The organism is Vibrio ostreicida, from assembly GCF_013074385.2.
In the GTDB taxonomy this organism is placed as follows: domain Bacteria; phylum Pseudomonadota; class Gammaproteobacteria; order Enterobacterales; family Vibrionaceae; genus Vibrio; species Vibrio ostreicida.
In genome coordinates this window covers 29,580-51,024 of the sequence record NZ_JABEYA020000018.1, presented here as the reverse complement: position 1 = coordinate 51,024, position 21,445 = coordinate 29,580, and the positions used below count along the sequence as shown (strand labels likewise).

The 21,445-nt window shown below is 43.2% G+C and carries 20 protein-coding genes; 16 read left to right on the top strand and 4 right to left on the bottom strand.

Features of this window, described 5'->3' with window-relative positions; all coding sequences use genetic code 11:
• Positions 1-62 precede the first annotated feature (62 nt).
• The 7 genes from rpsO (at position 63) to HLM86_RS17360 (ending at position 8,067) form a co-directional block, all read left to right on the top strand.
• Positions 63-332 carry a 30S ribosomal protein S15 gene (gene rpsO, locus HLM86_RS17390; RefSeq protein ID WP_076590052.1) on the top strand — a complete coding sequence of 90 codons (270 nt, stop codon included), beginning with the start codon at positions 63-65 and terminating at the stop codon, positions 330-332.
• A 294-nt stretch (positions 333-626) separates the two neighbouring features.
• Positions 627-2,759 (top strand): polyribonucleotide nucleotidyltransferase, encoded by a 2,133-nt coding sequence (gene pnp, locus HLM86_RS17385; protein WP_170883440.1) that lies wholly within the window; start codon positions 627-629, stop codon positions 2,757-2,759.
• A 130-nt stretch (positions 2,760-2,889) separates the two neighbouring features.
• A complete protein-coding gene (gene nlpI / locus HLM86_RS17380) occupies positions 2,890-3,795 on the top strand; it encodes a lipoprotein NlpI (protein WP_076590056.1) in 906 nt (301 codons plus the stop codon).
• A gap of 130 nt (positions 3,796-3,925) precedes the next feature.
• On the top strand, positions 3,926-4,339 hold the full coding sequence (locus tag HLM86_RS17375; protein ID WP_076590058.1) for a MarR family winged helix-turn-helix transcriptional regulator: 414 nt from the start codon (positions 3,926-3,928) through the stop codon (positions 4,337-4,339).
• Positions 4,340-4,380: 41 nt separating this feature from the next.
• Entirely contained in the window at positions 4,381-5,718 is a 1,338-nt protein-coding gene (locus HLM86_RS17370; protein WP_076590060.1) for an MATE family efflux transporter, read from the top strand.
• A gap of 266 nt (positions 5,719-5,984) precedes the next feature.
• The gene (gene vpsR, locus HLM86_RS17365; RefSeq protein ID WP_076590062.1) at positions 5,985-7,319 is read left to right on the top strand and encodes a cyclic-di-GMP-binding transcriptional regulator VpsR; all 1,335 of its coding nucleotides are present in this window, start codon (positions 5,985-5,987) and stop codon (positions 7,317-7,319) included.
• 496 nt (positions 7,320-7,815) lie between these two features.
• Positions 7,816-8,067, top strand: coding sequence for a DUF1127 domain-containing protein (locus tag HLM86_RS17360; RefSeq protein WP_170883438.1), 252 nt, complete (start codon positions 7,816-7,818; stop codon positions 8,065-8,067).
• A 57-nt stretch (positions 8,068-8,124) separates the two neighbouring features.
• Here HLM86_RS17360 and HLM86_RS17355 read toward each other — a convergent pair whose 3' ends face one another.
• Positions 8,125-9,159 (bottom strand): NADP(H)-dependent aldo-keto reductase, encoded by a 1,035-nt coding sequence (locus tag HLM86_RS17355; RefSeq protein ID WP_170883436.1) that lies wholly within the window; start codon positions 9,157-9,159, stop codon positions 8,125-8,127.
• A 128-nt stretch (positions 9,160-9,287) separates the two neighbouring features.
• Here HLM86_RS17355 and HLM86_RS17350 point away from each other — a divergent pair, with 128 nt between their 5' ends.
• Entirely contained in the window at positions 9,288-9,599 is a 312-nt protein-coding gene (locus HLM86_RS17350; protein WP_076590067.1) for a DUF6482 family protein, read from the top strand.
• On the opposite strand, the gene mutH is transcribed toward HLM86_RS17350, so the two are convergent.
• Positions 9,596-10,270: a DNA mismatch repair endonuclease MutH gene (mutH, locus tag HLM86_RS17345; protein ID WP_170883434.1), complete on the bottom strand. Its 675-nt coding sequence runs from the start codon at positions 10,268-10,270 to the stop codon at positions 9,596-9,598. The two genes, HLM86_RS17350 and mutH, sit on opposite strands and share 4 nt — an antisense overlap.
• A gap of 615 nt (positions 10,271-10,885) precedes the next feature.
• Between mutH and rppH the strand changes: the two genes are divergently transcribed.
• From rppH to HLM86_RS17320, 5 genes are read left to right on the top strand one after another with little or no spacing between them, the layout of a single operon-like run.
• A complete protein-coding gene (rppH, locus tag HLM86_RS17340; RefSeq protein WP_076590070.1) occupies positions 10,886-11,404 on the top strand; it encodes an RNA pyrophosphohydrolase in 519 nt (172 codons plus the stop codon).
• 2 nt (positions 11,405-11,406) lie between these two features.
• On the top strand, positions 11,407-13,653 hold the full coding sequence (gene ptsP, locus HLM86_RS17335) for a phosphoenolpyruvate--protein phosphotransferase (RefSeq protein ID WP_076590072.1): 2,247 nt from the start codon (positions 11,407-11,409) through the stop codon (positions 13,651-13,653).
• Positions 13,654-13,661: 8 nt separating this feature from the next.
• Complete coding sequence (locus tag HLM86_RS17330) at positions 13,662-14,453, top strand: sulfite exporter TauE/SafE family protein (RefSeq protein WP_076590074.1); 792 nt, start codon at positions 13,662-13,664, stop codon at positions 14,451-14,453.
• A gap of 56 nt (positions 14,454-14,509) precedes the next feature.
• On the top strand, positions 14,510-15,331 hold the full coding sequence (lgt, locus tag HLM86_RS17325; RefSeq protein WP_076590076.1) for a prolipoprotein diacylglyceryl transferase: 822 nt from the start codon (positions 14,510-14,512) through the stop codon (positions 15,329-15,331).
• 9 nt (positions 15,332-15,340) lie between these two features.
• Positions 15,341-16,192, top strand: coding sequence for a thymidylate synthase (locus tag HLM86_RS17320; RefSeq protein WP_170883432.1), 852 nt, complete (start codon positions 15,341-15,343; stop codon positions 16,190-16,192).
• A gap of 211 nt (positions 16,193-16,403) precedes the next feature.
• Here HLM86_RS17320 and HLM86_RS17315 read toward each other — a convergent pair whose 3' ends face one another.
• On the bottom strand, positions 16,404-17,549 hold the full coding sequence (locus HLM86_RS17315) for a Na/Pi symporter (protein WP_076590079.1): 1,146 nt from the start codon (positions 17,547-17,549) through the stop codon (positions 16,404-16,406).
• 402 nt (positions 17,550-17,951) lie between these two features.
• Here HLM86_RS17315 and nhaR point away from each other — a divergent pair, with 402 nt between their 5' ends.
• Together nhaR and HLM86_RS17305 are read left to right on the top strand one after the other, a co-directional pair.
• Positions 17,952-18,842 (top strand): transcriptional activator NhaR, encoded by an 891-nt coding sequence (nhaR, locus tag HLM86_RS17310; RefSeq protein WP_076590080.1) that lies wholly within the window; start codon positions 17,952-17,954, stop codon positions 18,840-18,842.
• Between the two features lie 122 nt (positions 18,843-18,964).
• A complete protein-coding gene (locus HLM86_RS17305) occupies positions 18,965-19,270 on the top strand; it encodes an ArsR/SmtB family transcription factor (RefSeq protein ID WP_076590082.1) in 306 nt (101 codons plus the stop codon).
• Positions 19,271-19,347: 77 nt separating this feature from the next.
• On the opposite strand, the gene rpsT is transcribed toward HLM86_RS17305, so the two are convergent.
• On the bottom strand, positions 19,348-19,608 hold the full coding sequence (gene rpsT / locus HLM86_RS17300; RefSeq protein WP_076590084.1) for a 30S ribosomal protein S20: 261 nt from the start codon (positions 19,606-19,608) through the stop codon (positions 19,348-19,350).
• Between the two features lie 261 nt (positions 19,609-19,869).
• On the opposite strand from rpsT, the gene murJ reads away from it, so the two are divergent.
• Complete coding sequence (murJ, locus tag HLM86_RS17295) at positions 19,870-21,432, top strand: murein biosynthesis integral membrane protein MurJ (RefSeq protein ID WP_170883430.1); 1,563 nt, start codon at positions 19,870-19,872, stop codon at positions 21,430-21,432.
• Positions 21,433-21,445: the final 13 nt, after the last annotated feature.

Below are 21,445 nucleotides of genomic sequence, written 5' to 3'. Positions count from 1 at the left end.
GTGTCGGCTGAATCAGAGATTGGCTGGCACAAATATTAACCTACTCTTATTAGGAGAGAATAATGTCTCTGAATGCAGAAACTAAAGCAGCAATCGTTGCAGAATACGCTCAAGGCGAAGGCGACACTGGTTCACCAGAAGTTCAAGTAGCTCTACTTACCGCTTCTATCAACCACCTACAAGGCCACTTTAAAGCACACAAAGGCGATCACCACAGCCGTCGTGGTCTTCTACGTATGGTTTCTAGCCGTCGTAAGCTTCTTGATTACTTGAAAGGTAAAAACCTTGCTCGTTACCAAGACCTAATCAAGCGTCTAGGCCTACGTCGCTAATCAGCGGCTGCATAGAACAGTTTGTCATGAAAGGGGCCATCGGCCCCTTTTTTGTTGCCTAAATTGTCCCAAACTCTCTTCAAGTAGTTTATACTACGTCCGGTTAAAACTATCTCAGTAGTTTTATTCAGTAGCACTTTTTGCATTACAGTCACCGAAGTCGGCCAACAGGTCGCGACTATTCAAAAGCCACTGCTCACTATAATACAGTGCCTTTTGACTAGTCGCGATTCGTAATGCCTTGAGTCAATTAATTAACTCAGTCTGAGCGATTGCCCAGATAAAGGAATAATAATGTTCGAAAAACCAGTTGTTAAAACATTCCAGTATGGTAACCATACGGTTACTCTTGAAACCGGCGTTATCGCACGTCAAGCCACAGCGGCTGTGATGGTGACGATGGACGACACCGCTGTATTCGTTTCTGTTGTTGGTAAAAAAGAAGCGGTAGAAGGCCAAGACTTTTTCCCTCTAACAGTAAACTACCAAGAGCGTACCTACGCTGCGGGTAAAATCCCAGGTGGTTTCTTCAAGCGTGAAGGTCGTCCATCTGAAGGTGAAACTCTAACGGCTCGTCTGATCGACCGTCCAATTCGCCCTCTTTTCCCAGATTCATTCAAGAACGAAGTTCAAGTAATTGCTACAGTAATGTCTGTAAACCCAGACGTTCAACCGGACATGGTTACAATGATCGGTACTTCAGCGGCGCTTGCTATCTCTGGCATCCCGTTCAACGGTCCAATCGGTGCTGCACGTGTCGGTCACATCGATGGTCAACTAGTGCTCAACCCAAGCAACACTGAGCTAGTGGCCTCCAAACTTGATCTTGTTGTTGCAGGTACTGACAATGCAGTACTTATGGTTGAATCTGAAGCAGATAACCTGACAGAAGAAGAGATGCTTTCTGCCGTTGTTTTCGGTCACGATCAACAACAAGTAGTTATCAACGCTATCAATGAGTTCGCAGCAGAAGTTGCTACTCCAGCGTGGAACTGGGAAGCACCAGTCGTAAACACTGAGCTTAAAGCTCGTGTTGCTGAGCTAGCAGAAACTCGTCTATCTGACGCTTATCAAATCACTGAAAAAATGGCTCGTTACGAGCAAGTTGGCGTAATCAAGAACGATGTGGTTGAAGTGCTTCTAGGTCAAGACGAAACACTCAACGAGCGTGAAATCCGTGGCATGCTTGGTTCTCTAGAGAAAAACGTTGTACGTAGCCGCATCATCGCTGGAAACCCACGCATCGATGGTCGTGAAAAAGACATGGTTCGTGCGCTAGACGTACGTACTGGTGTTCTTCCACGTACACACGGTTCTTCTCTATTCACTCGTGGTGAAACTCAGGCTATCGTTACTGCTACTCTAGGCACACAACGTGACGCTCAAATCATCGATGAGCTAACAGGCGAGCGTAAAGACAACTTCCTACTGCATTACAACTTCCCTCCATACTGTGTTGGCGAAACGGGTTTTGTCGGTTCTCCTAAGCGTCGTGAAATCGGCCACGGTAAGCTAGCTAAGCGTGGTATCGCTGCTGTTATGCCTTCTGTTGATGAATTCCCATACACAGTTCGTGTTGTCTCGGAAATCACTGAATCTAACGGTTCTTCTTCAATGGCTTCTGTATGTGGTACATCTCTAGCTCTTATGGATGCTGGTGTTCCAATCAAATCTTCTGTTGCGGGTATCGCAATGGGTCTTGTTAAAGAAGGCGACGATTTCGTTGTTCTTTCTGATATCCTTGGCGACGAAGACCACCTAGGTGACATGGACTTTAAAGTAGCAGGTACTAACGAAGGTATCACGGCACTTCAAATGGACATCAAGATTGAAGGTATCACGAAAGAGATCATGCAAATTGCTCTTAACCAAGCGCAAGGTGCACGTAAACACATCCTTTCTGTAATGGATGAAGCGATCGCTGGTGCACGTGAAGATATTTCAGAGTTTGCTCCTCGTATCCATACGATGAAGATTAGCTCTGAGAAGATCAAAGATGTGATTGGTAAAGGTGGTGCAGTGATTCGTGCTCTGACTGAAGAGACGGGTACAACGATCGAAATCGAAGACGACGGCACCATCAAGATTGCTGCTACAGAAGGTACTGCAGCAAAAGAAGCGATTCGTCGTATCGAAGAGATTACTGCTGAAGTTGAAGTTGGTCGTATCTATTCGGGTAAAGTTGCTCGTTTGGCTGACTTTGGTGCGTTTGTTACTATTCTTCCAGGTAAAGATGGCCTAGTACACATCTCTCAAATCGCTGATAAGCGTGTTGAGAAAGTGTCTGACTACCTTGCTGAAGGACAAGAGGTCCAAGTCAAAGTACTCGAAATTGACCGTCAGGGCCGTGTGCGTTTAAGCATGAAAGAAGCTGTCGAAAAGACAGAAGAAATGACCTCTGAAGAAAAGCCGTCAGCAGACGCATAATTTTAGCGGGGCTTGATCCGTTAGTGGATTAGCCTATTTTGCTAGAATCATGATATAAAGGGAGCATTACGCTCCCTTTTTTATTGCGGATAACTCTAGGCTTAAAGCTTAGGAACAGGAGTATTTATTTGTGAAATGGTTTCGAACCGGAACGCTTAGCTTTGCTCTCTTCATTACGGCAGGTTGTTCATCGAATTTTAATCAGCAGTCTGATTGGATGTTGCCTCCGACTGTAGAGGCTCTGCAGCCGACTTTACAGCAGGAAGTTCAGATCGTGCGTTTGAGTCAACTTCTTTTACGACCTGATTTACCCAATGAAACACGCGCTAAGATACTTTTCGAAAGAGGTAACTATTATGACAGTGTTGGTTTGCGCAACTTGGCAAGATCAGACTACGAGCAATCACTCTCCATTTACCCTGTTCAAGCTGATATTTTTAACCTATTAGGTGTTTACTTTACTGAAAAGCAGCAATTTGATCAGGCGTATGATGCCTTTGATTCCGCGCTAGAGCTTGCACCTAATAACTCCTATGCGGCTCGGAACAGAGCCATTGCGTTGTATTATGGTGATCGTATTGATCTGGCATTGGAAGACATGCAGCGCCATTATAACGACGATCCCAGTGACCCTTTTAGAGCGTTGTGGCTATATATAGTGCAGTCTAAGCTCGAACCTGAATTGGCAAGGCAAGATTTGTTGAAGGCTTTCCAAGATCATGATGATCAATGGGGTTGGGTCCTAGTGGCGATTACTTTAGGTGAGATTTCTGAAAAGCAGGCGTTTCAGACAATCGTAGAGAACAGCCCAAATAGAGTGGCCCTGGCTCAACATTTGACTGAAGCCTATTTCTATTTAGGTAAGCGTTATGAGTCTAAGCAGACGGAAGAAGATTTAGTTAAAGCGATTTCATTCTACCAACTTGCAACGTCTTTTAATGTCTTTGAATATGTTGAACATCGATATGCCTTGCTCGAGCTATCACGAATTTATGAACAGACTAAAGGTAATAAGCTTGCTCAAAAAAGAGAATAGGCCAAGGTACAGTTCTTTTCAATCGAGATAGTAGGTCATAAGAATCCGCGTTTTTCTGCGGATTTTTTATTGCCTACGGAACCACCTTTTACTAATATAGTTAGCCTTGCTAACTAAGAGGCCTCGTGCAGTGCGACTAGAAAATAGCCTGATTGAGTTAGAACGTTTTTGTTCAAAAGCTTGGCGTGTACACGCAAAAGATGATCCTCTCGCTTTATTGAGTTTCAATGAGTACGACTACTTGCGGGTGATTCAGGATCACCCTGAGGGAGTCAGAATTACCGATCTTGCTAAAGAGCTCAAGGTGTCCAAACCTTCAGCCTCCAATATGGTGGTAAGGCTGCAAAAAAAAGGATTCGTGAAACGCTTGTTTTGCCATGAGGATGGTCGTTCAAAACGGATCATACTTACCGAAAAGGTGATAAATGGTATGTCGATGGAGCAAACCATCTATAAAGAAATTGCACAATCAATGAACTCGAAGCTTACTGCTCAGGAAGCGGAGACGCTCATCAGGCTTTTAGATAAATCGCTAACCAAATAATTTGATTATTTAGTTAGCCTTGCTAACTAGTGAAAAACCATATGCAAATTTCTATTTATAAACAGTTCTGGAATTACGTCATCCCAACGATTGCGGCTATGCTCGTCAGCGGGTTTTACCAAGTTGTGGATGGTATTTTCATTGGGCGCTATGTTGGTGCCGATGGTTTAGCCGGGATCAATGTTGCGTGGCCTGTTATAGGAACGATTCTGGGGTTGGGTATGCTGGTGGGGGTAGGGAGCGGTGCACTGATCTCTATTCGACAAGGTGAGGGGGACCATTTAGGGGCAAACCACATATTGACGACGGGATTGATCTTGTTAGTGGTTCTTTCTCCTGCCGTCTCTGGCTTGCTTTACTTATTTGGCGGCGATTTTTTAGCTTGGCAAGGAGCTAAGGGACGATTGTTTGAGCTAGGGGATCAATACTTATCTATTTTAACTGGGGCTTGTGTGTTTACGCTTGGCTCAATAGCGATGCCGTTTTTAATTCGTAATGATGATAGCCCGACTGTTGCTACATTACTTATGGTTATAGGGGCGGTTGTGAATATAGCGCTTGACTATCTAATGATCGCCGTTTGGGGATGGGAACTCAAAGGAGCTGCTATAGCAACGGCCATAGCACAAGCCGTCGTAACATTATTGGGTGTGGCCTATTTTTGTTCACCAAGCGCCAAACTCAAGTTGAATAACTTACGTTTCAACTGGGGGGTGATCCCACAGATCTTTTCGATAGGAACATCAAGTTTCTTTATGTACGCTTATGGTTCGATGATGGTGGCACTGCACAACAGTTTATTTACTCAGTATGGAGATGCGCTGACCATTGGTGCCTATGCGATACTGAGTTATATAGTGACGGTCTATTACCTGACTGTGGAGGGGGTGGCTAATGGTATGCAGCCCCTTGTGAGTTTTAATCATGGTGCGCGAAATCAAACAAATATAGGTAAGCTGCTTAACATTTCTATGGTGACATCAATTTCCATCGGTATTGGCTTCACTTTACTACTGAATATTTTCCCTCACGAGTTCGTTACGGTCTTTAACAGCAGTGACAATCAATTGTTAGAGCGTACAGTTTTAGGTATAAGGCTACACATGTTTGCGTTGTTTTTAGATGGTTTTTTAGTGGTGGCTGCGGCTTACTATCAGGCGACGAATAAAGGCAGCAAGGCGATGTTTGTTACACTAGGTAACTTGCTTATTCAGCTACCATTTTTATTCATAATGCCAAAATTATTTGGTGTCCCTGGAATTTGGTTGGCCTATCCTCTATCGAATATAGCGTTAGGTGTGATTGTTGCCGTGATGCTGATTAAAGATGTACGTCATAGCATGAGAATCGATGAACCGATCATCACGACACAATACTAAATCATGAAATCCTATTATTATCAGAATAAACAATAAATCAGGAGAAATGAAAACCTTGATGATCCCTAATTTAAATCGTTAGTTTATGCGTTTGATTGCAAACTTTGTTTGATGCTAATCGAATTACAGTTTGGATATTATATAATTCAATAGCTAATCTTGTAATTGAGACAGATTATCTAACCGAGTCTCTATAATGTAGCAGCTGAGTTTTATGTGTCGATCAAGGCACAGCATTAACATTTGAATTAAAAGGGATACATCTCATGGCTAGTCAGTTCCGAATGGACTCCATTCCTGGCTCACTTATCGTTGTCGGTGGTACGTACGAACCTTGGCTGTCGGTTTTGGAGCAAGTTGGGTGGCGTTGCACCCAGTGTGCAGATTTACGCAAAGCAGATGTCTTGTTTAGCGAAGCGGGGCCATGCATTGGTATCGTTGATCTCAGTCATGATGAGTTCAGCCTTAATGGGATTGCTAATTTAGTGAGCAATCATAAGCAGGTGCGTTGGCTGGCGTTTATTCGTGAGCCCCAGCTAAGTTCTGACACCATTTGTCAGTTCATCGTCAACTTCTGCATCGACTTCTTTACAGCCCCTATACCAGATGCCCAGCTCCTCAGTACTATTGGTCATCAATTAGGGATGCTCAAATTAGAGAAAAAGGTCTGGCCGCATTATGGCAACAATAATGATATGGGGTTGATTGGAGAATCGATTGCGATTACACGTCTTCGGGACCAAATTAAGCGAATTGGACCGACAGATGTCAGTATATTGATCTATGGTGAAAGCGGAGCAGGTAAAGAAAGCGTGGCCAAAGCGGTCCATCAGACATCGGCACGAGCTCAGAAAGAATTTATTTCCGTCAATTGTAGGGCTATGTCTGAAAGGCGTCTTGAAAGCGATTTGTTTGGGATTAATCGCGATGATCTTACGGCGCCATCCATCTTAGAGAAAGTGGATGGAGGTACTTTGTTACTTAATGATATTCTGACTTTACCTAAATCACAGCAACTCAATCTGTTGCGTTTTCTTCAGGAAGGGACTGTTGAGACAATTAACGGCCGAAAAGACGTCGATGTGCGTATTTTGGCGGCAAACTCTGCGGATATTGAAAAAGCGTTGATCGATGGTGATTTTAATGAAGAGCTTTACCATTACATTAATGTTTTACGCATTAACGTTCCGAGCTTAAAAGAGCGTGCTGGAGATATAGCGATACTGGCGCGGCACTTCTTACAGGAATATTCGAAAGAGTATAATGCACAAGCGAGGAGCTTTACTGAGGAAGCGATACGGGCACTGACTCGATATCACTGGCCAGGTAATGTGCGTGAATTAATGAATCAGATTAAACGCAACGTCTTGATGTCTGAAACAGTGATGTTGGATGAGAACGATCTGGATTTACCCAAACGAACTGATGGTAAACGAAGTTTGAAAAGTATCCGCGAGCGTAGTGAAAGAGATGCTTTAATACTTGTGTTGGAATCACATGCAGGTCAGGTTTCTATGGCAGCAAAAGAATTAGGGGTATCCCGTGCAACCATGTACCGATTATTGAATAAGCATAATTTAATCAGTGATATCGCAATCTAACTTTGTATCGCTATAGAGTAAAACCACGCTGGTGGGCGTGGTTTTAATTGTTAGTGTAATCACATTCTATGGACTGTTCCCTAAGTGAAATGTTCTATATTTACTTGGTAGTGACAGCGTTGTTAGTTTATCGTTTTTATTTTGAATTTATAGAATAAATAGGTTGAAATATTATTATTTAAGCATAGAATTATCCGTGGGCTTAAGCTCATTTACTACACTAATTCTTATTTAGATTAATACATTACACGGAGGCGTATCATGAAAAAATTCACTTTTAACTCATTGACGATGACGTCTTACGATCAAGCTTCAAATATGGCGGCACTCTACACCAAGCCGACGTTGTTGGATTGCTCTCGCATCAAAGTAATGTAATTAATCCGTTCCCTTTTATTTTAATTGGCTGCGGAAAAGCAGCGAATTAAATATAAAGTCTTATCTTTACACCTCGTTGATCTTTTCCCAGCTGCCTTTACTCAACTGGAGAAATATCATGAATCACTCTTTATATCTGACATTTGCGACGTTACTTATTAAAGCGGATCTACGCCGAGAAGAACGGATATGGAAACGTTATGTTCGTCGTAACCATTGCCAAGTCCCATGGAATAACACTCACTTGCTTAAAGACATTGGTTTGGAAGCCAATGGTTATTCAATGGGTTACTCAGAGCCCGATAATGTAAAAACGACTCGCCGTATTCGTCATCTTCGCCGTGCGCTTAGTGCTCGAATATCAACGTAATAAAGTGGGCTGGTATATAATACCAGCCCGTTTTGTTGCCAATTCATTGGTATTCTTTTAAGGACAGGGGTTTGAGTAGGTTGTACTGATATCTTTAATCCCCTGAATAAGTTCATTGCTGGGCGTCACATTAAGACTGTCAATGTTTGACTTCAGCTGGTCTAATTTGGTCGCTCCAATGATGTTCGATGCAACAAATGGTCGCTGATTGACGAAAGCCAGTGCCATTTGAGCCGGATCCAGACCATGCTCTCTCGCCAAGTTGACATAGGATTGTGTTGCCTCGATTCCATTCGGTGTAAAGTAACGTGAAAATCGTTCAAAAAGGGTACATCGTGCTGACTTTGGACGTGAACCCTTAAGATATTTACCACTTAGGCAGCCAAATGCTAGTGGAGAGTATGCCAGTAATTGAACGCCTTCATGGTGGCTTATTTCCGACAAACCAATTTCAAAGCTGCGGTTCAATAGGTTATATGGATTTTGAATAGAGACAATCCGAGGAAGTTCATGTTTCTCGGCAAGTCGCAGTAGAGTCATCACCCCCCACGGAGTTTCATTTGATACGCCGATATAGCGTACTTTACCGGCTTTGACCAAATCTGACAGACTTTCTAGTGTTTCAATGAGAGTGATTTCTTCTTTCTCAGCAAGATCCGGATAGTTCAGTTGACCAAAGCAGTTGGTTTGACGTTGTGGCCAGTGAAGCTGATAGAGATCGATATAATCTGTTTGTAGACGCTGCAAACTCTCATTAATTGCGATATGAATATTGCGGCGATCTAGGCTCATATTGTCGCGAATGTGCGGGACATTGCGAGGCCCTGCAACCTTAGTGGCCAATATCACTTTTTCTCTTTTACCCGATTTTTGAAGCCAGTTACCAATGTAGTGTTCGGTTGAACCTTGAGTGTTGTCCTTGGGAGGAACGGGGTACATCTCAGCAGTATCAATGAAGTTAACACCATGTTCTATAGCGAAGTCTAGCTGACTAAAAGCCTCTGATTGGGTGTTTTGTTCACCAAAAGTCATAGTGCCAAGACAAATTTGACTTACTTCAAGAGTAGAGTGAGGTAACTTGTTGTATTGCATAGATCTTCCTAACTGTACTTTTACTTGTTACCACAATATAGGGGATCGCTTCCGCAGATGAAATGGGAATAATAACAATTTAGCAAAAATGCGCGTTTTTAACTAAAGTGTTATAAGAGGGGTGAATTATGCACAAAAAACAACTTGATAAATGGATTCATGGGTATCATAAAGAGGGTTATCAGCCACCTAAAATCTTTGTTATCGGCTGTTCAGATCTCCCTCATTATTTACTCGCGGTAGAATATAAGCATAAGTTGGAGCCTATCCGACAAGACAATCAACCTATTCATTTTGAATCACTTGATACCGTGAAAGAGGCGTTATGTCATTTGGGCGTAGAACGGGCATACCTGAGACTCCACAATACTTATGATGAATGTGGTATAGGTGATGTTCCCCTATATCACGATGTCGAATTATCTCTGACTTCCCATTAACTGGGTATGAAAAAGCTTCGTTCAAGTATCTTGGCAGTAAACTGAGTTCTTAGGTAAAACCCCCGAGGTTTTGTCATGATAGGGTTGCCACTTTCTCCGTAGGCTTCCGTTAATATTCTACTATGAGCGGCTTTAGGTCTGAGCTGCAGAGCTTCACCATGTCGAGCGGTGATTTGTTCTACTTGACCTAAGACAATCATCTCCATCAGTTCTTCCCAATCGGTTTTGAGTTGCAGCAGTTCGTGTTGATCTGGTGACCAGATCAGAGGTGAACCAACGCGACGCTCAGCAAGCGGAATTTCTCGCTCACCTTGGACTGGAATCCAGAGAACTCGTGATAATTTGTTTCTGACGTGACTTGTTTGCCAAGTGAGACCATGAACTCCGGTCAGCGGTGCGACACAGACAAACGTTGTTTCAAGCGGCTTACCTTCTTGGTTGACCGGTATAGTTTTTAACTCAATGCCGAGTTTTTCAAAATCTTGTTGAGGTTTACTTCCTGCTGTGGCTCCTAAGTGCCACTCTAAAAGCTGTCCAACCCACCCTTTATCCCGTCTAAGATCTGGAGGGACAATGAGGCAAGCCTCATCGGCCAGTTCTTGAAAACTCGCCCCTGCAATATGGGTTGCTCTCAGTACAAGTTCTTCTTCTGAGCGTGGTTCAGGCTTCATACCTTGATTTTGGTCGATTAAGAGATCCCTATTGTAACGGAATTGAATAAAAAAGTGATGGGTTAACTGGTTGCTGGTCTGGTTAAATCTCTCATATCAGGTTATCCACAAGCCATTATCTCAATGGACTGTATTGATTTCGATCTGGATCAATAAACAGGTTTTTGGTGAGATTGGACCTTTAATTTTTGTAATGACGTCAAATCGGGTGCGTATTTTTGTGGATAAAACTAAAACTGATGGATCTTTGAGCGCATTGTAAATTTTTTTTCATATCCATCAGGATCAATAGGGGGGGTGTAAGGATCTTTTTATAAGGCTTTGATTTTATTTTATTTATTTGTTTATTGAAAACAGGTCTTGGAGCGAAGTAAACGTGATAAGAAACAAGAATACGCTCTTTTGGTTCGATTCTTCACATGGTTATGCACAGAAAACGTGAATAAATGAGGCACATGTCTCACATTTATGTGTATAAACCCAGTCTTGATGAAAAGTTATCCATAATCAGCCAATATCGCGATAATTTCCATCCCAGTCACAATAGTAAGTTTGCTAGATTTGGGGATATGTGGAAAAATCACTGTAATTAAAGATTTTATTTGAGGTTGGCCAGTGATAGATGGCGATGGTTACCGCTTAAATGTGGGAATTGTAATCTGTAACCACCATGGTCAGGTCTTCTGGGCTAAACGATACGGGCAACATTCATGGCAGTTTCCTCAAGGGGGAATTGATGAGGGTGAAACTCCTGAACAGACAATGTATCGGGAGTTGTATGAAGAGGTTGGTCTTACTAAAAAAGACGTAAAAATTGTCGCTACCAGTCGGCATTGGCTAAGGTACAAGCTGCCAAAACGCTTGGTACGATGGGATTCGAAACCTGTTTGTATCGGACAGAAACAGAAATGGTTCCTTCTTCGTTTGGACTGTGATGAGTCACAGATTAATATGCAAAGAGGAAACTCTCCTGAATTTGATGGTTGGCGCTGGGTGAGTTATTGGTATCCAGTGAGACAAGTGGTGTCTTTCAAGCGTGATGTATATCGCCGAGCAATGAAGGAATTTGTATCTGCAGCGATGCCTTTCAGAGAACGCAGAACCAAAGGTAAGCGCAAACACAAAAGAGGATAGGCATGCTTTCTCAACTAAGGGAAATAGTTGAACAGGTATCTAAAGTCGAAGATGTTCATCAGGCATTAAAGGTTTTAGTTAAGCAGACGTGTCGTGCTATGAACACCGAATGCTGCACTGTCTATCTTGCCAATGAAGAGATGCAACGCCTTGAGCTTATGGCGACTCAAGGTTTGCGTTTTAAAGGCAATAAAATTCATATAAATTTTAATGAAGGTTTGGTTGGTTTGGTCAAGCGTAGCGCTGAGCCACTCAACTTGGCTGAAGCCTCCAAACATCGTCATTTCAAGTACTTTTCTCAATTGGGTGAGGAGCTTTACCAAAGCTTTTTAGGTACGCCTATCATCCATCGCAAACAAATTCTAGGTGTTCTGGTTGTTCAGCAGAAACAGCCTCGCCAGTTTAATGAAATGGAAGAATCTTTTCTGGTGACTCTAGCGGCTCAACTCGCCGTTATTATCGCGCATGCTCAAACTCAAGGTTATTGGCGGCTAGAGAAAAAGCAGCATGCGATTAAGGGAGTGGCAGCGTCAACTGGCGTTGCAATAGGAGAATTCTGGTGGGATGACACGCAACCAGAATTATCTAAAGTCAGCCCCGCTTCGACGCTGAATATTGAGCAGGAACAAGAGCGGTTGTTGCTTGCTATTGAAGAGGCACTGACGGATTTTAGACGCATGCGCAAAAAGCTCGATAGTGAGCTGAACAAAGAAACCTTAGCCATTTTTGATTTGTTTACTCATTTACTCAATGACCCATTGCTACGCAGTGATTTGAAAGCGAAGATCCAACAAGGTGATCGAGCGGACTGGGCGTTGAGGCAAGTCGTTGAAAGCTATTCGCAACGATTCTCTGAGATGTCAGATATTTATCTCAGGCAACGGGCACAAGACATCAAAGAACTGGGTCAAAGGTTGCTGTTCTTTCTCCACCACACAGAAACCGATGAACTTATATTTGAGCATCCTATTATTTTGGTCGTTCGTGAGTTAACGGCCAGTTTACTCGCGTCTATTCCCAAACAACAACTGCTTGCTGTTGTTGCCTTAGAAGGGGCGGTGAATTCCCATGCGGCCATACTTGCTAGAGCGCTGGGAATTCCTGCTGTGATGAACGTTTCTCTCAATGCAAAAATGGTCAACGGTAAACGAGGTATCGTTGATGGTTATAGTGGCAAAGTTTTTGTTGCGCCAGCCAAACCATTGTTAAAAGAGTATCGCCAGCTTGTGACAGAAGAACATGAATTGGCGACGCTTGTGAATCAGAGTAGTCTTGAACCAGCTTGCACCAGTGATGATGTTCGTATTGAGGTGATGCTGAATGCAGGATTAAGTGCAGATGCGAACATAGCGGTGAATCAAGGTGTCGATGGTGTCGGTCTTTACCGCACGGAGATTTCTTTTCTCCTCCAGCATCGTTTCCCTTCAGAAGAGGAGCAGACTCAGCATTATCAGTCTGTTCTCACTACGTATCCGGAAAAGCGAGTCGTGATGAGGACACTGGATATTGGTGGTGATAAGGCTCTGCCATACTTGCCAATAGAAGAAGATAACCCATTTCTTGGTTGGCGCGGTATTCGATTTACTTTGGATCACCCTGATATTTTTTTAATGCAAATCCGAGCCATGATGCGCGCCAGTGCATCTAGCAACAATTTGAGTATTTTATTGCCTATGGTCTCTGGCGCTCAGGAGCTTGACGGCGCTATTCATTTGATAGAACGCGCTTATCAAGAAGTGGTTCAAATTGATGAAAAAATAGAAATGCCGTCGATAGGTGTGATGATTGAAGTTCCGTCAATGATTTATTTGTTACCTCTGATCGCTGGAAAAGTCGATTTCGTCTCGATAGGGACCAATGATCTTACTCAATATCTTCTTGCTGTTGATCGCAATAATGCAAGAGTTTCAGATGTTTATGAATCGATGCATCCTGCCGTCATTATGGCGCTGGATCATATTCAGCGCACTTGTGCACAACTCAATTTACCCGTGTGTATTTGTGGGGAGTTAGCGGGGGACCCCATTGGCTCATTAATGATGGTGGGTCTGGGCTATCGAAGTTTAAGTATGAATACGTCGAATGTCGCGATGGTGAAGTATCTACTCCGGCACACCAGCATTGAGGAACTGCGCCAACTCGCCGACCAAGCGTTGAAACAGATTTACGGCAAGGAAATCTATACTATGATGCAAGATTTCTTCGAGAAGAAAGGCTTTTCTGGCTTTATTCGCGCCGGTAAACAATAAGGAAAACTGTGAATATTGAATTTGTGTTGTTGCTGCTCCTTCTTGGCAGTGTTGTCGGTTTCATGGCTGGCCTTCTTGGTATCGGTGGTGGCTTACTTATCGTCCCTGCGTTATTGTTTTTATTGCCGATGTCAGGTGTTGATACGGCGCTGACTATGCATATTGCTTTAGCAACCTCACTTGCCTCTATTATCATTACATCAGGTTCATCCGCGTTCAATCATTTGAAACTGGGTAATGTTGATTTCTATGTGGTTAAGTGGCTTATGCCGGGCGTTGTGATTGGCGGTTTTTTTGGCGCTAATATTGCGGAATGGATCCCATCACAGTATTTGCCTCAGGTGTTCGGTGTCATTGTGCTTTGCTTGGCTACTCAGATGTTAATTTCGATTAAAAGCAATACTCGTTATGTTATGCCGAGCACTGGGGCTACGCTCGCAATAGGTACTGGTATCGGCATGGTTTCAAGCTTGGCGGGCATTGGTGGGGGATCTTTGTCTGTCCCCTTCTTGAACCGGCACGGTATTGAAATGCGCAAGTCCATTGGCTCGTCTTCAGTATGTGGGTGTTTTATTGCGGTATCAGGCATGCTTGGTTTTATCTTTAATGGCTATCAGGCACAATCTTTACCAAACTACAGCGTGGGCTATGTGTATTTGCCAGCGCTTTTAGCTATCGCCTCTACGTCAATGCTAACGACTCGACTTGGCGCCAAATACGCAACGGCTATGCCGACAGCAAAACTGAAAAAAATATTTGCATTATTTTTATTGCTTGTTGCTGGAACTATGCTTTTTTAACGGACTCTCAACTTTACCTTTCATTATTATCGTTCATTCACAAGAGTATTAATCCTATGTCTCAGGGATATCTATCATTTCCAAACATTGATCCTGTTTTAGTCTCCATTGGCCCTTTGTCTATACGCTGGTACGGCCTAATGTATTTAATTGGTTTTGCTTTTGCACTGTGGTTAGCAAACCGAAGAGCCGATAAGCCAGATAGTGGGTGGACTCGAGAGCAAGTCTCAGATCTGCTTTTTGCCGGGTTTCTCGGGGTGGTGATTGGCGGACGTGTTGGCTATGTGCTGTTTTACAATTTTGATCTGTTCTTACAAGACCCTCTGTATCTCTTTAAAGTTTGGACCGGTGGAATGTCATTTCATGGTGGCTTGCTTGGTGTCATCACGGCAATGGTTTGGTATGCAAAGAAAAATGGCCGGACTGTTTTTGGAGTGGCTGACTTTATCGCACCTCTCGTCCCGTTTGGGCTAGGTATGGGACGTTTAGGCAACTTTATGAATAGCGAACTTTGGGGAAGGGTGACGGATGTTCCTTGGGCAGTTGTCTTTCCAAATGGTGGCCCCCTTCCACGCCATCCTTCCCAATTATATGAAATGTTGCTTGAGGGCGTTGTACTGTTTCTCATTCTTAACTATTTTATCAAAAAGCCTCGTCCATTAGGTGCAGTTTCAGGGCTATTCTTGGTGGGATATGGTACATTCCGCTTCCTCGTGGAATATGTACGTGAACCTGATGCGCATCTCGGCTTATTTGGCGGATTTATCTCGATGGGGCAAATCTTGTCATTACCAATGGTGGTGGTTGGTGCGTTGCTGATGGTTTGGGCATATAAGCGCGGTCATTATAAAGATGAACTCCAACAACAGACAAAATAAGGATTGGGCGTGAAACAGTATTTGGATCTCTGTCAACGTATCGTTGACCAAGGTGAATGGATTGAAAATAAACGTACGGGTAAACGTTGTCTGACCGTCATCAATGTGGATCTCACTTACAATGTGGCGCAAAATCAGTTTCCGCTGGTTACAACAAGAAAGAGCTTTTGGAAAGCGGCCGTTGCTGAGCTGCTAGGGTACATTCGTGGTTACGATAATGCTGAGGATTTTCGTCAGTTAGGCACAAAAACCTGGGACGCAAATGCCAATCAGAATAAAGCTTGGCTAAATAACCCTTATCGTAAGGGAATCGATGATATGGGGCGAGTGTATGGTGTTCAAGGGCGAGCTTGGGCAAAGCTTGATGGAGGCCATATCGATCAGCTGCGGAACATTGTCGAGCACTTGTCCCAAGGTTTGGATGACCGAGGTGAAATATTAAGTTTTTACAATCCAGGTGAATTTCATATGGGTTGTTTACGCCCTTGCATGTACAGCCATCACTTTTCATTGTTGGGTGATACGCTGCACCTTAACAGCACTCAGCGATCGTGTGATGTTCCACTTGGTTTGAACTTTAATATGGTTCAGGTCTATGTGCTATTGGCCATTATGGCGCAGATAACAGGCAAAAAAGCGGGTCAGGCCTATCACAAGTTAGTTAATGCGCACATCTATGAAGATCAGCTTGAACTGATGCGAGATGTCCAACTAAAACGTGAACCAATGAAAGGGGCAACCTTTCATATTAACCCAGACATCAAATCATTAGAGGATTTAGAGACTTGGGTCACTCTTAATGATTTTTGGGTTGAGGGTTATGAACATCACGAGCCGATACAATATCCATTTTCGGTTTAAAATTACGTCTCAGACTCGAACAAAAACGACGCACAGTGAGCCGTCAACGTCGTCCTTTTTTCATCATGCTTGCGTTTTAGTGTGCATTGAGAACGGTCATAATTGAACGTTGTGATGACGAATGTTGGAGGGGAATCGAGGTGTATGATTGTCAGAGATTGAGATGTTATTGATAAAGAAAGCCCGCTACCTTAGTAGCGGGCTTTCATCATTAGGTGGTTAACGCAAGTATGGTTCCGGGTAAAACAAGGAAGACGGTAATGAGATAACCAGCAACAATGCCTTTATTTTTGACTGCCATGTCCGAAATAATATCAGCGGCTTTAACAGGCAGTTCACGCAGGAAGGGAATACCAAAAATAAACAGCGTCGCCAGAATGTTAAAGGCTAAGTGGACAAGAGCAATTTGCAAGGCGAAAACGGCAAACTCACCAGAGGCAGCCGTTGCTGCAAGTAGCGCGGTAATGCACGTGCCGATGTTTGCGCCAAGAGTAAACGGATACACATCACGTACCTTCAGTACGCCGGACCCCACCAATGGCACCATCAAACTGGTGGTTGTAGAAGAAGACTGAACCAGAACGGTCACAACGGAACCTGAAAAAATACCGTGTATTGGCCCACGACCGATGGCACTTTTTAGAACTTCACGAGCTCGACCAACCATCAGGCTTTTCATTAGTTTACCCATCACGGTAATTGCAACGAATATGGTTGTGATACCGAGCACGATAAGTAGAATTCCACCCATAGTGTCTCCAAATCCGCCCAGAGGCTCTTTGATGGCATTGACGACGGGCTTGGTGATCGGTTTGATAAAATTAAGACCCTTTATGCTCATATCACCTGTAGCAAGAAAAGGTGAAACTAACCAATGTGAAATTTTCTCAAGGATCCCAAACAGCATTTCAAGCGGTAGGAAGATCGCGACCGCAAGAAGATTAAAAAAGTCATGGATAGTGGCACTAGCAAAAGCACGCTTAAATTCTTCTTTGTTACGTATATGCCCTAATGAAACCAGCGTGTTCGTTACCGTTGTACCAATATTGGCTCCCATGATCATCGGGATGGCGGTTTCGACGGGTAATCCACCAGCAACAAGACCCACGATGATAGAGGTCACAGTACTTGATGACTGAATCAAAGCGGTAGCGACAAGACCAATCATCAAACCAGCGATAGGGTGCGAGGCAAACTCGAATAAAACTTTTGCTTGATCGGCGGCTGCCCATTTGAAACCACTGCCTACCATTGAAACTGCAAGAAGCAATAGATATAGCATGAACGCCAAGTTCGCCCAGCGCAACCAACGAGATTTACTCGTGATAGGTGCTGTAGCCGTTGTCGCTTGGTTCATAATTTTTCTCCCTGGACCCTAGTTATTGTTTAGGTCAATGATTGAAACTGGAGGCGATACTAGAGGGGTAATATTTCATTAATATTACAAATATGTTTAAGTGATTTATTTTTGCGTATACGGGGACGTACGTTATGAAAAAATGTCGACAAAGTTATCATAAGTAATTGTTTTTATTTTATTTTTTAAAAATCATTATTCTTTATATTCCTCTTTTCTTTAGGAAAAAATCAATATTAGAGGTGAAATAGTCGAATGTTGGGTATTCCTTGTCATATAAGTGAATAAATTGCTCGATAAAAATTTCTTAAATCTATTAATGTGAAAGTTTTTCCGAGTTAATTGTGGTTCCTGACAGGTTCTGTTATAACTTTCGCCATCATTAATAGAGCGAGTGCATTCATGTCCCATTTAAATTACAACCACCTTTATTATTTCTGGATGGTTTGTAAGCAAGGATCGGTTACCAAAGCAGCTGACGCTCTTTTTCTGACGCCCCAGACAGTGACGGGGCAAATAAAAGCCTTCGAAGGGCGGATGGAAGGAAAACTCACTAAGCGCGTTGGCCGCAGTATTGAGCCGACAGAATTAGGGCAACTGGTTTTTAAATACGCAGATAGAATGTTTGGCTTGAGTTATGAAATGCTCGATATCGTCAATTACAGTCAGCGTTCCAATATCTTGTTTGATGTTGGTGTTGCCGATGCGTTGTCAAAAAGGCTTGTCAGTAAGATTTTGATGACAACGGTTCCTGAGAGCAACAGCATCCATTTACGCTGTTTCGAATCGACACATGAAATGTTACTTGAACAGCTTGCTCAACATAAGTTGGATATGATCCTTTCTGATTGCCCTGTTGATTCAAGTCAAAGTCCGGGCTTGTACAGTAAAAAGTTGGGTGAATGTAATATGAGCTTTTTCAGCAGTAGCCCTTTAGCACAGGGTAAATTCCCATCGGTGCTCGAACAGAGAAAGCTCCTCATTCCTGGAAGCCGCACTGCAATGGGACGAAAAATTTTACAGTGGTTTGACCGGCAAGGCTTAAAGCCAAATATTTTGGGGGAATTTGATGATGTTGCTCTTATGAAATCATTTGCCCGTTATCACCATGAAGTGATTTTTCTGGCCCCTTCTCTTTATGTTTCTGAAGTCGAGAGCGATTCAACACTTGAGCTTGTTGGGCATATTGATGGTCTGAAAGAAGAATACTACGTGATATTTGCTGAAAGGATGATCCAACACCCGGCGGTAAAAAATGTTTGCGATGCGGATTTTACAAGTTTATTTCAGTGAGTTTTCATTTCTACAAATAGATTACTTGTTTCAAATAGATTAGTATCAGATATATATGTATCAATGTATTAATGAAAGGTTGAAGTTTGTTGATGTTTTGTTGTTTTAAAGGGTGCTAACCGATGAATTTGCAAGAAATGGAAAAAAATTCTGCCGAAGCGGTGGTACTACTTAAAGCGATGGCTAATGAGAGACGTTTACAGATCCTATGTCTATTACACAATCAAGAGCTGTCAGTCGGTGAATTGTGTAGCAAGCTTGAGCTGAGTCAATCTGCGTTATCACAGCATTTAGCTTGGTTGCGTCGTGATGGGTTAGTCAATACACGCAAAAAAGCTCAGACGGTGTTTTACACACTCAGCAGTGAAGAAGTTAAGTCGATGATTCACCTGTTGCACAGTTTGTACTGCGACGACGCATTGCTATAAGTGTGACGAAGATAAAGTTTCCAGAAATAAAAAAACCGGCGATTGCCGGTTTTTTTCACTGAAGATTCAGAACTCTATTACAGAGCTTTGATTGCAGCAGCAAAGCGAGACTTGTGACGCGCTGCTTTATTCTTATGAATAAGGCCTTTTGTCGCCATACGGTCTAGGATAGGTGTAACTACAGCAAACGCAGCAGTTGCAGCTTCTTTGTCGCCAGCTTCAACAGCAGCAACAGTTTTTTTCATGTAAGTGCGCATCATAGAACGACGGCTAGCATTGTGCTGACGACGTTTCTCAGCTTGGATAGCGCGCTTCTTAGCAGATTTACTATTTGCCAAGGGTCTAACTCCCAAAAACTTTAGTTCGGTGACAATTTAAGGGCGAGGAATATCCCCTATTTGCGCTTAAATGTCAAATGATTTGTGCAAAAACCCATCGGTTCCAAACAAACTTTGGATTAGAAAGGTCTTCACGGTTAAGATGGCGGGGATTCTATCAGTATTTTTTTTTCAATGCTAATACTAATCTGCTCTAGCTCTGACATTCTCGCTATAGAGTATTGACTTATTTTCATAAATTGCAGGATTCACGAGGTTTTTGTGAGTAGACGTTTATTCAAATCTGGCCTTATTGTAAGCGCTATGACGTTGATTTCTCGCGTACTTGGTTTAGTACGTGATGTGGTGGTCGCCAACTTAATGGGGGCAGGTGCCAGTGCAGATGTGTTTTTCTTTGCCAATAAGATCCCCAACTTCTTGAGGCGTCTTTTTGCAGAGGGGGCTTTCTCACAGGCGTTTGTTCCCGTTTTAACGGAGTACCATGCCAAAGGAGATATGGAGAAAACCCGTCAATTAGTTGCTCGGGCAGCGGGAACTCTCGGTGTTTTGGTTACCATAGTGACCCTGTTAGGGGTTTTGGGATCTGGGGTTGTCACTGCGTTATTCGGATTCGGCTGGTTTCTTGATTGGCTAAATGGTGGGCCTTCTGCAGAAAAGTTTGAGCTAGCGAGTTTGATGCTCAAAATTACTTTTCCTTATCTGTGGTTTATTACTTTGGTCGCGTTGTCTGGGGCGATTCTAAACACCATCGGTAAGTTTGCTGTATCCTCCTTTACCCCTGTCTTTCTCAATGTGACCATCATCCTATCGGCTTGGTTTATTTCTCCGCAACTCTCTAAGCCAGAGATCGGCTTAGCCATCGGTGTTTTTTTAGGTGGGCTCGTTCAGTTTCTATTTCAGATTCCATTTCTGATCCAGGCTGGTGTTATGGTCAAACCGCAATGGGGATGGCGTGATCCAGGTGTGGTCAAGATTCGCACACTCATGATACCTGCATTATTTGGTGTTTCAGTCAGCCAGATTAACCTGTTGTTTGATACGTTTATTGCCAGCTTTTTACAAACAGGGTCAATTAGTTGGTTGTACTATTCGGATCGTTTATTGGAATTTCCTTTAGGTTTGTTTGGTATTGCGATTGCGACGGTGATTCTACCGGCTTTATCTCGAAAGCATGTGACAGCACACCACGATGGGTTTGCTCTGACGATGGACTGGGGGGTAAGAATGGTCACGTTACTCGGTGTCCCTGCGATGCTGGGTCTAATGGTGTTGGCAAAGCCTATGTTGATGGTTTTGTTTATGCGTGGTGAGTTCAGCCCTCAAGATGTTGAGTTTGCGTCGATGTCACTGGTGGCTTATGCCTCTGGTTTGCTGAACTTTATGTTAATTAAAGTACTTGCTCCGGGATATTATTCTCGTCAAGACACAAAAACACCGGTCAAATACGGTATTATTGCAATGGTGAGCAATATGGTGTTTAACGCCATATTTGCATGGTTTTATGGCTATGTGGGGCTAGCAATCGCGACTTCCTTGTCTGCCTTTGTCAATATGTTTCTTCTTTACAGAGGATTGCATCTTGCAGGTGTCTATCAGTTGACCGGAAAGACACTGATTTTCATGGCCAAATCATTATTTGCAGGCGTGCTGATGGTGAGTGTACTGCTTTGGCAAGGACAAGATATGGCAACGTGGCTGTCATGGGAGTTATCAGAGCGTATTACTTCTCTTGCCGCTCTCATTGGTTTAAGTGGGCTAGTTTACCTCGTTACCCTCTTGGTACTGGGCGTACGTTTAAAAGATTTAAAAGCCGCGACAGAGTAAGGCTGATTAGTAT

Excerpts from the sequence above, each read along its gene's own strand:
- rpsO (WP_076590052.1), top strand. The coding sequence starts at position 63 with ATGTCTCTGAATGCAGAAACTAAAGCAGCAATCGTTGCAGAATACGCT.
- pnp (WP_170883440.1), top strand. The coding sequence starts at position 627 with ATGTTCGAAAAACCAGTTGTTAAAACATTCCAGTATGGTAACCATACG.
- vpsR (WP_076590062.1), top strand. The coding sequence starts at position 5,985 with ATGGCTAGTCAGTTCCGAATGGACTCCATTCCTGGCTCACTTATCGTT.
- HLM86_RS17370 (WP_076590060.1), top strand. The coding sequence starts at position 4,381 with ATGCAAATTTCTATTTATAAACAGTTCTGGAATTACGTCATCCCAACG.
- mutH (WP_170883434.1), bottom strand. The coding sequence starts at position 10,270 with ATGAAGCCTGAACCACGCTCAGAAGAAGAACTTGTACTGAGAGCAACC.
- HLM86_RS17315 (WP_076590079.1), bottom strand. The coding sequence starts at position 17,549 with ATGAACCAAGCGACAACGGCTACAGCACCTATCACGAGTAAATCTCGT.
- lgt (WP_076590076.1), top strand. The coding sequence starts at position 14,510 with ATGTCTCAGGGATATCTATCATTTCCAAACATTGATCCTGTTTTAGTC.
- HLM86_RS17355 (WP_170883436.1), bottom strand. The coding sequence starts at position 9,159 with ATGCAATACAACAAGTTACCTCACTCTACTCTTGAAGTAAGTCAAATT.
- HLM86_RS17350 (WP_076590067.1), top strand. The coding sequence starts at position 9,288 with ATGCACAAAAAACAACTTGATAAATGGATTCATGGGTATCATAAAGAG.
- ptsP (WP_076590072.1), top strand. The coding sequence starts at position 11,407 with ATGCTTTCTCAACTAAGGGAAATAGTTGAACAGGTATCTAAAGTCGAA.
- nhaR (WP_076590080.1), top strand. The coding sequence starts at position 17,952 with ATGTCCCATTTAAATTACAACCACCTTTATTATTTCTGGATGGTTTGT.
- HLM86_RS17360 (WP_170883438.1), top strand. The coding sequence starts at position 7,816 with ATGAATCACTCTTTATATCTGACATTTGCGACGTTACTTATTAAAGCG.
- HLM86_RS17305 (WP_076590082.1), top strand. The coding sequence starts at position 18,965 with ATGAATTTGCAAGAAATGGAAAAAAATTCTGCCGAAGCGGTGGTACTA.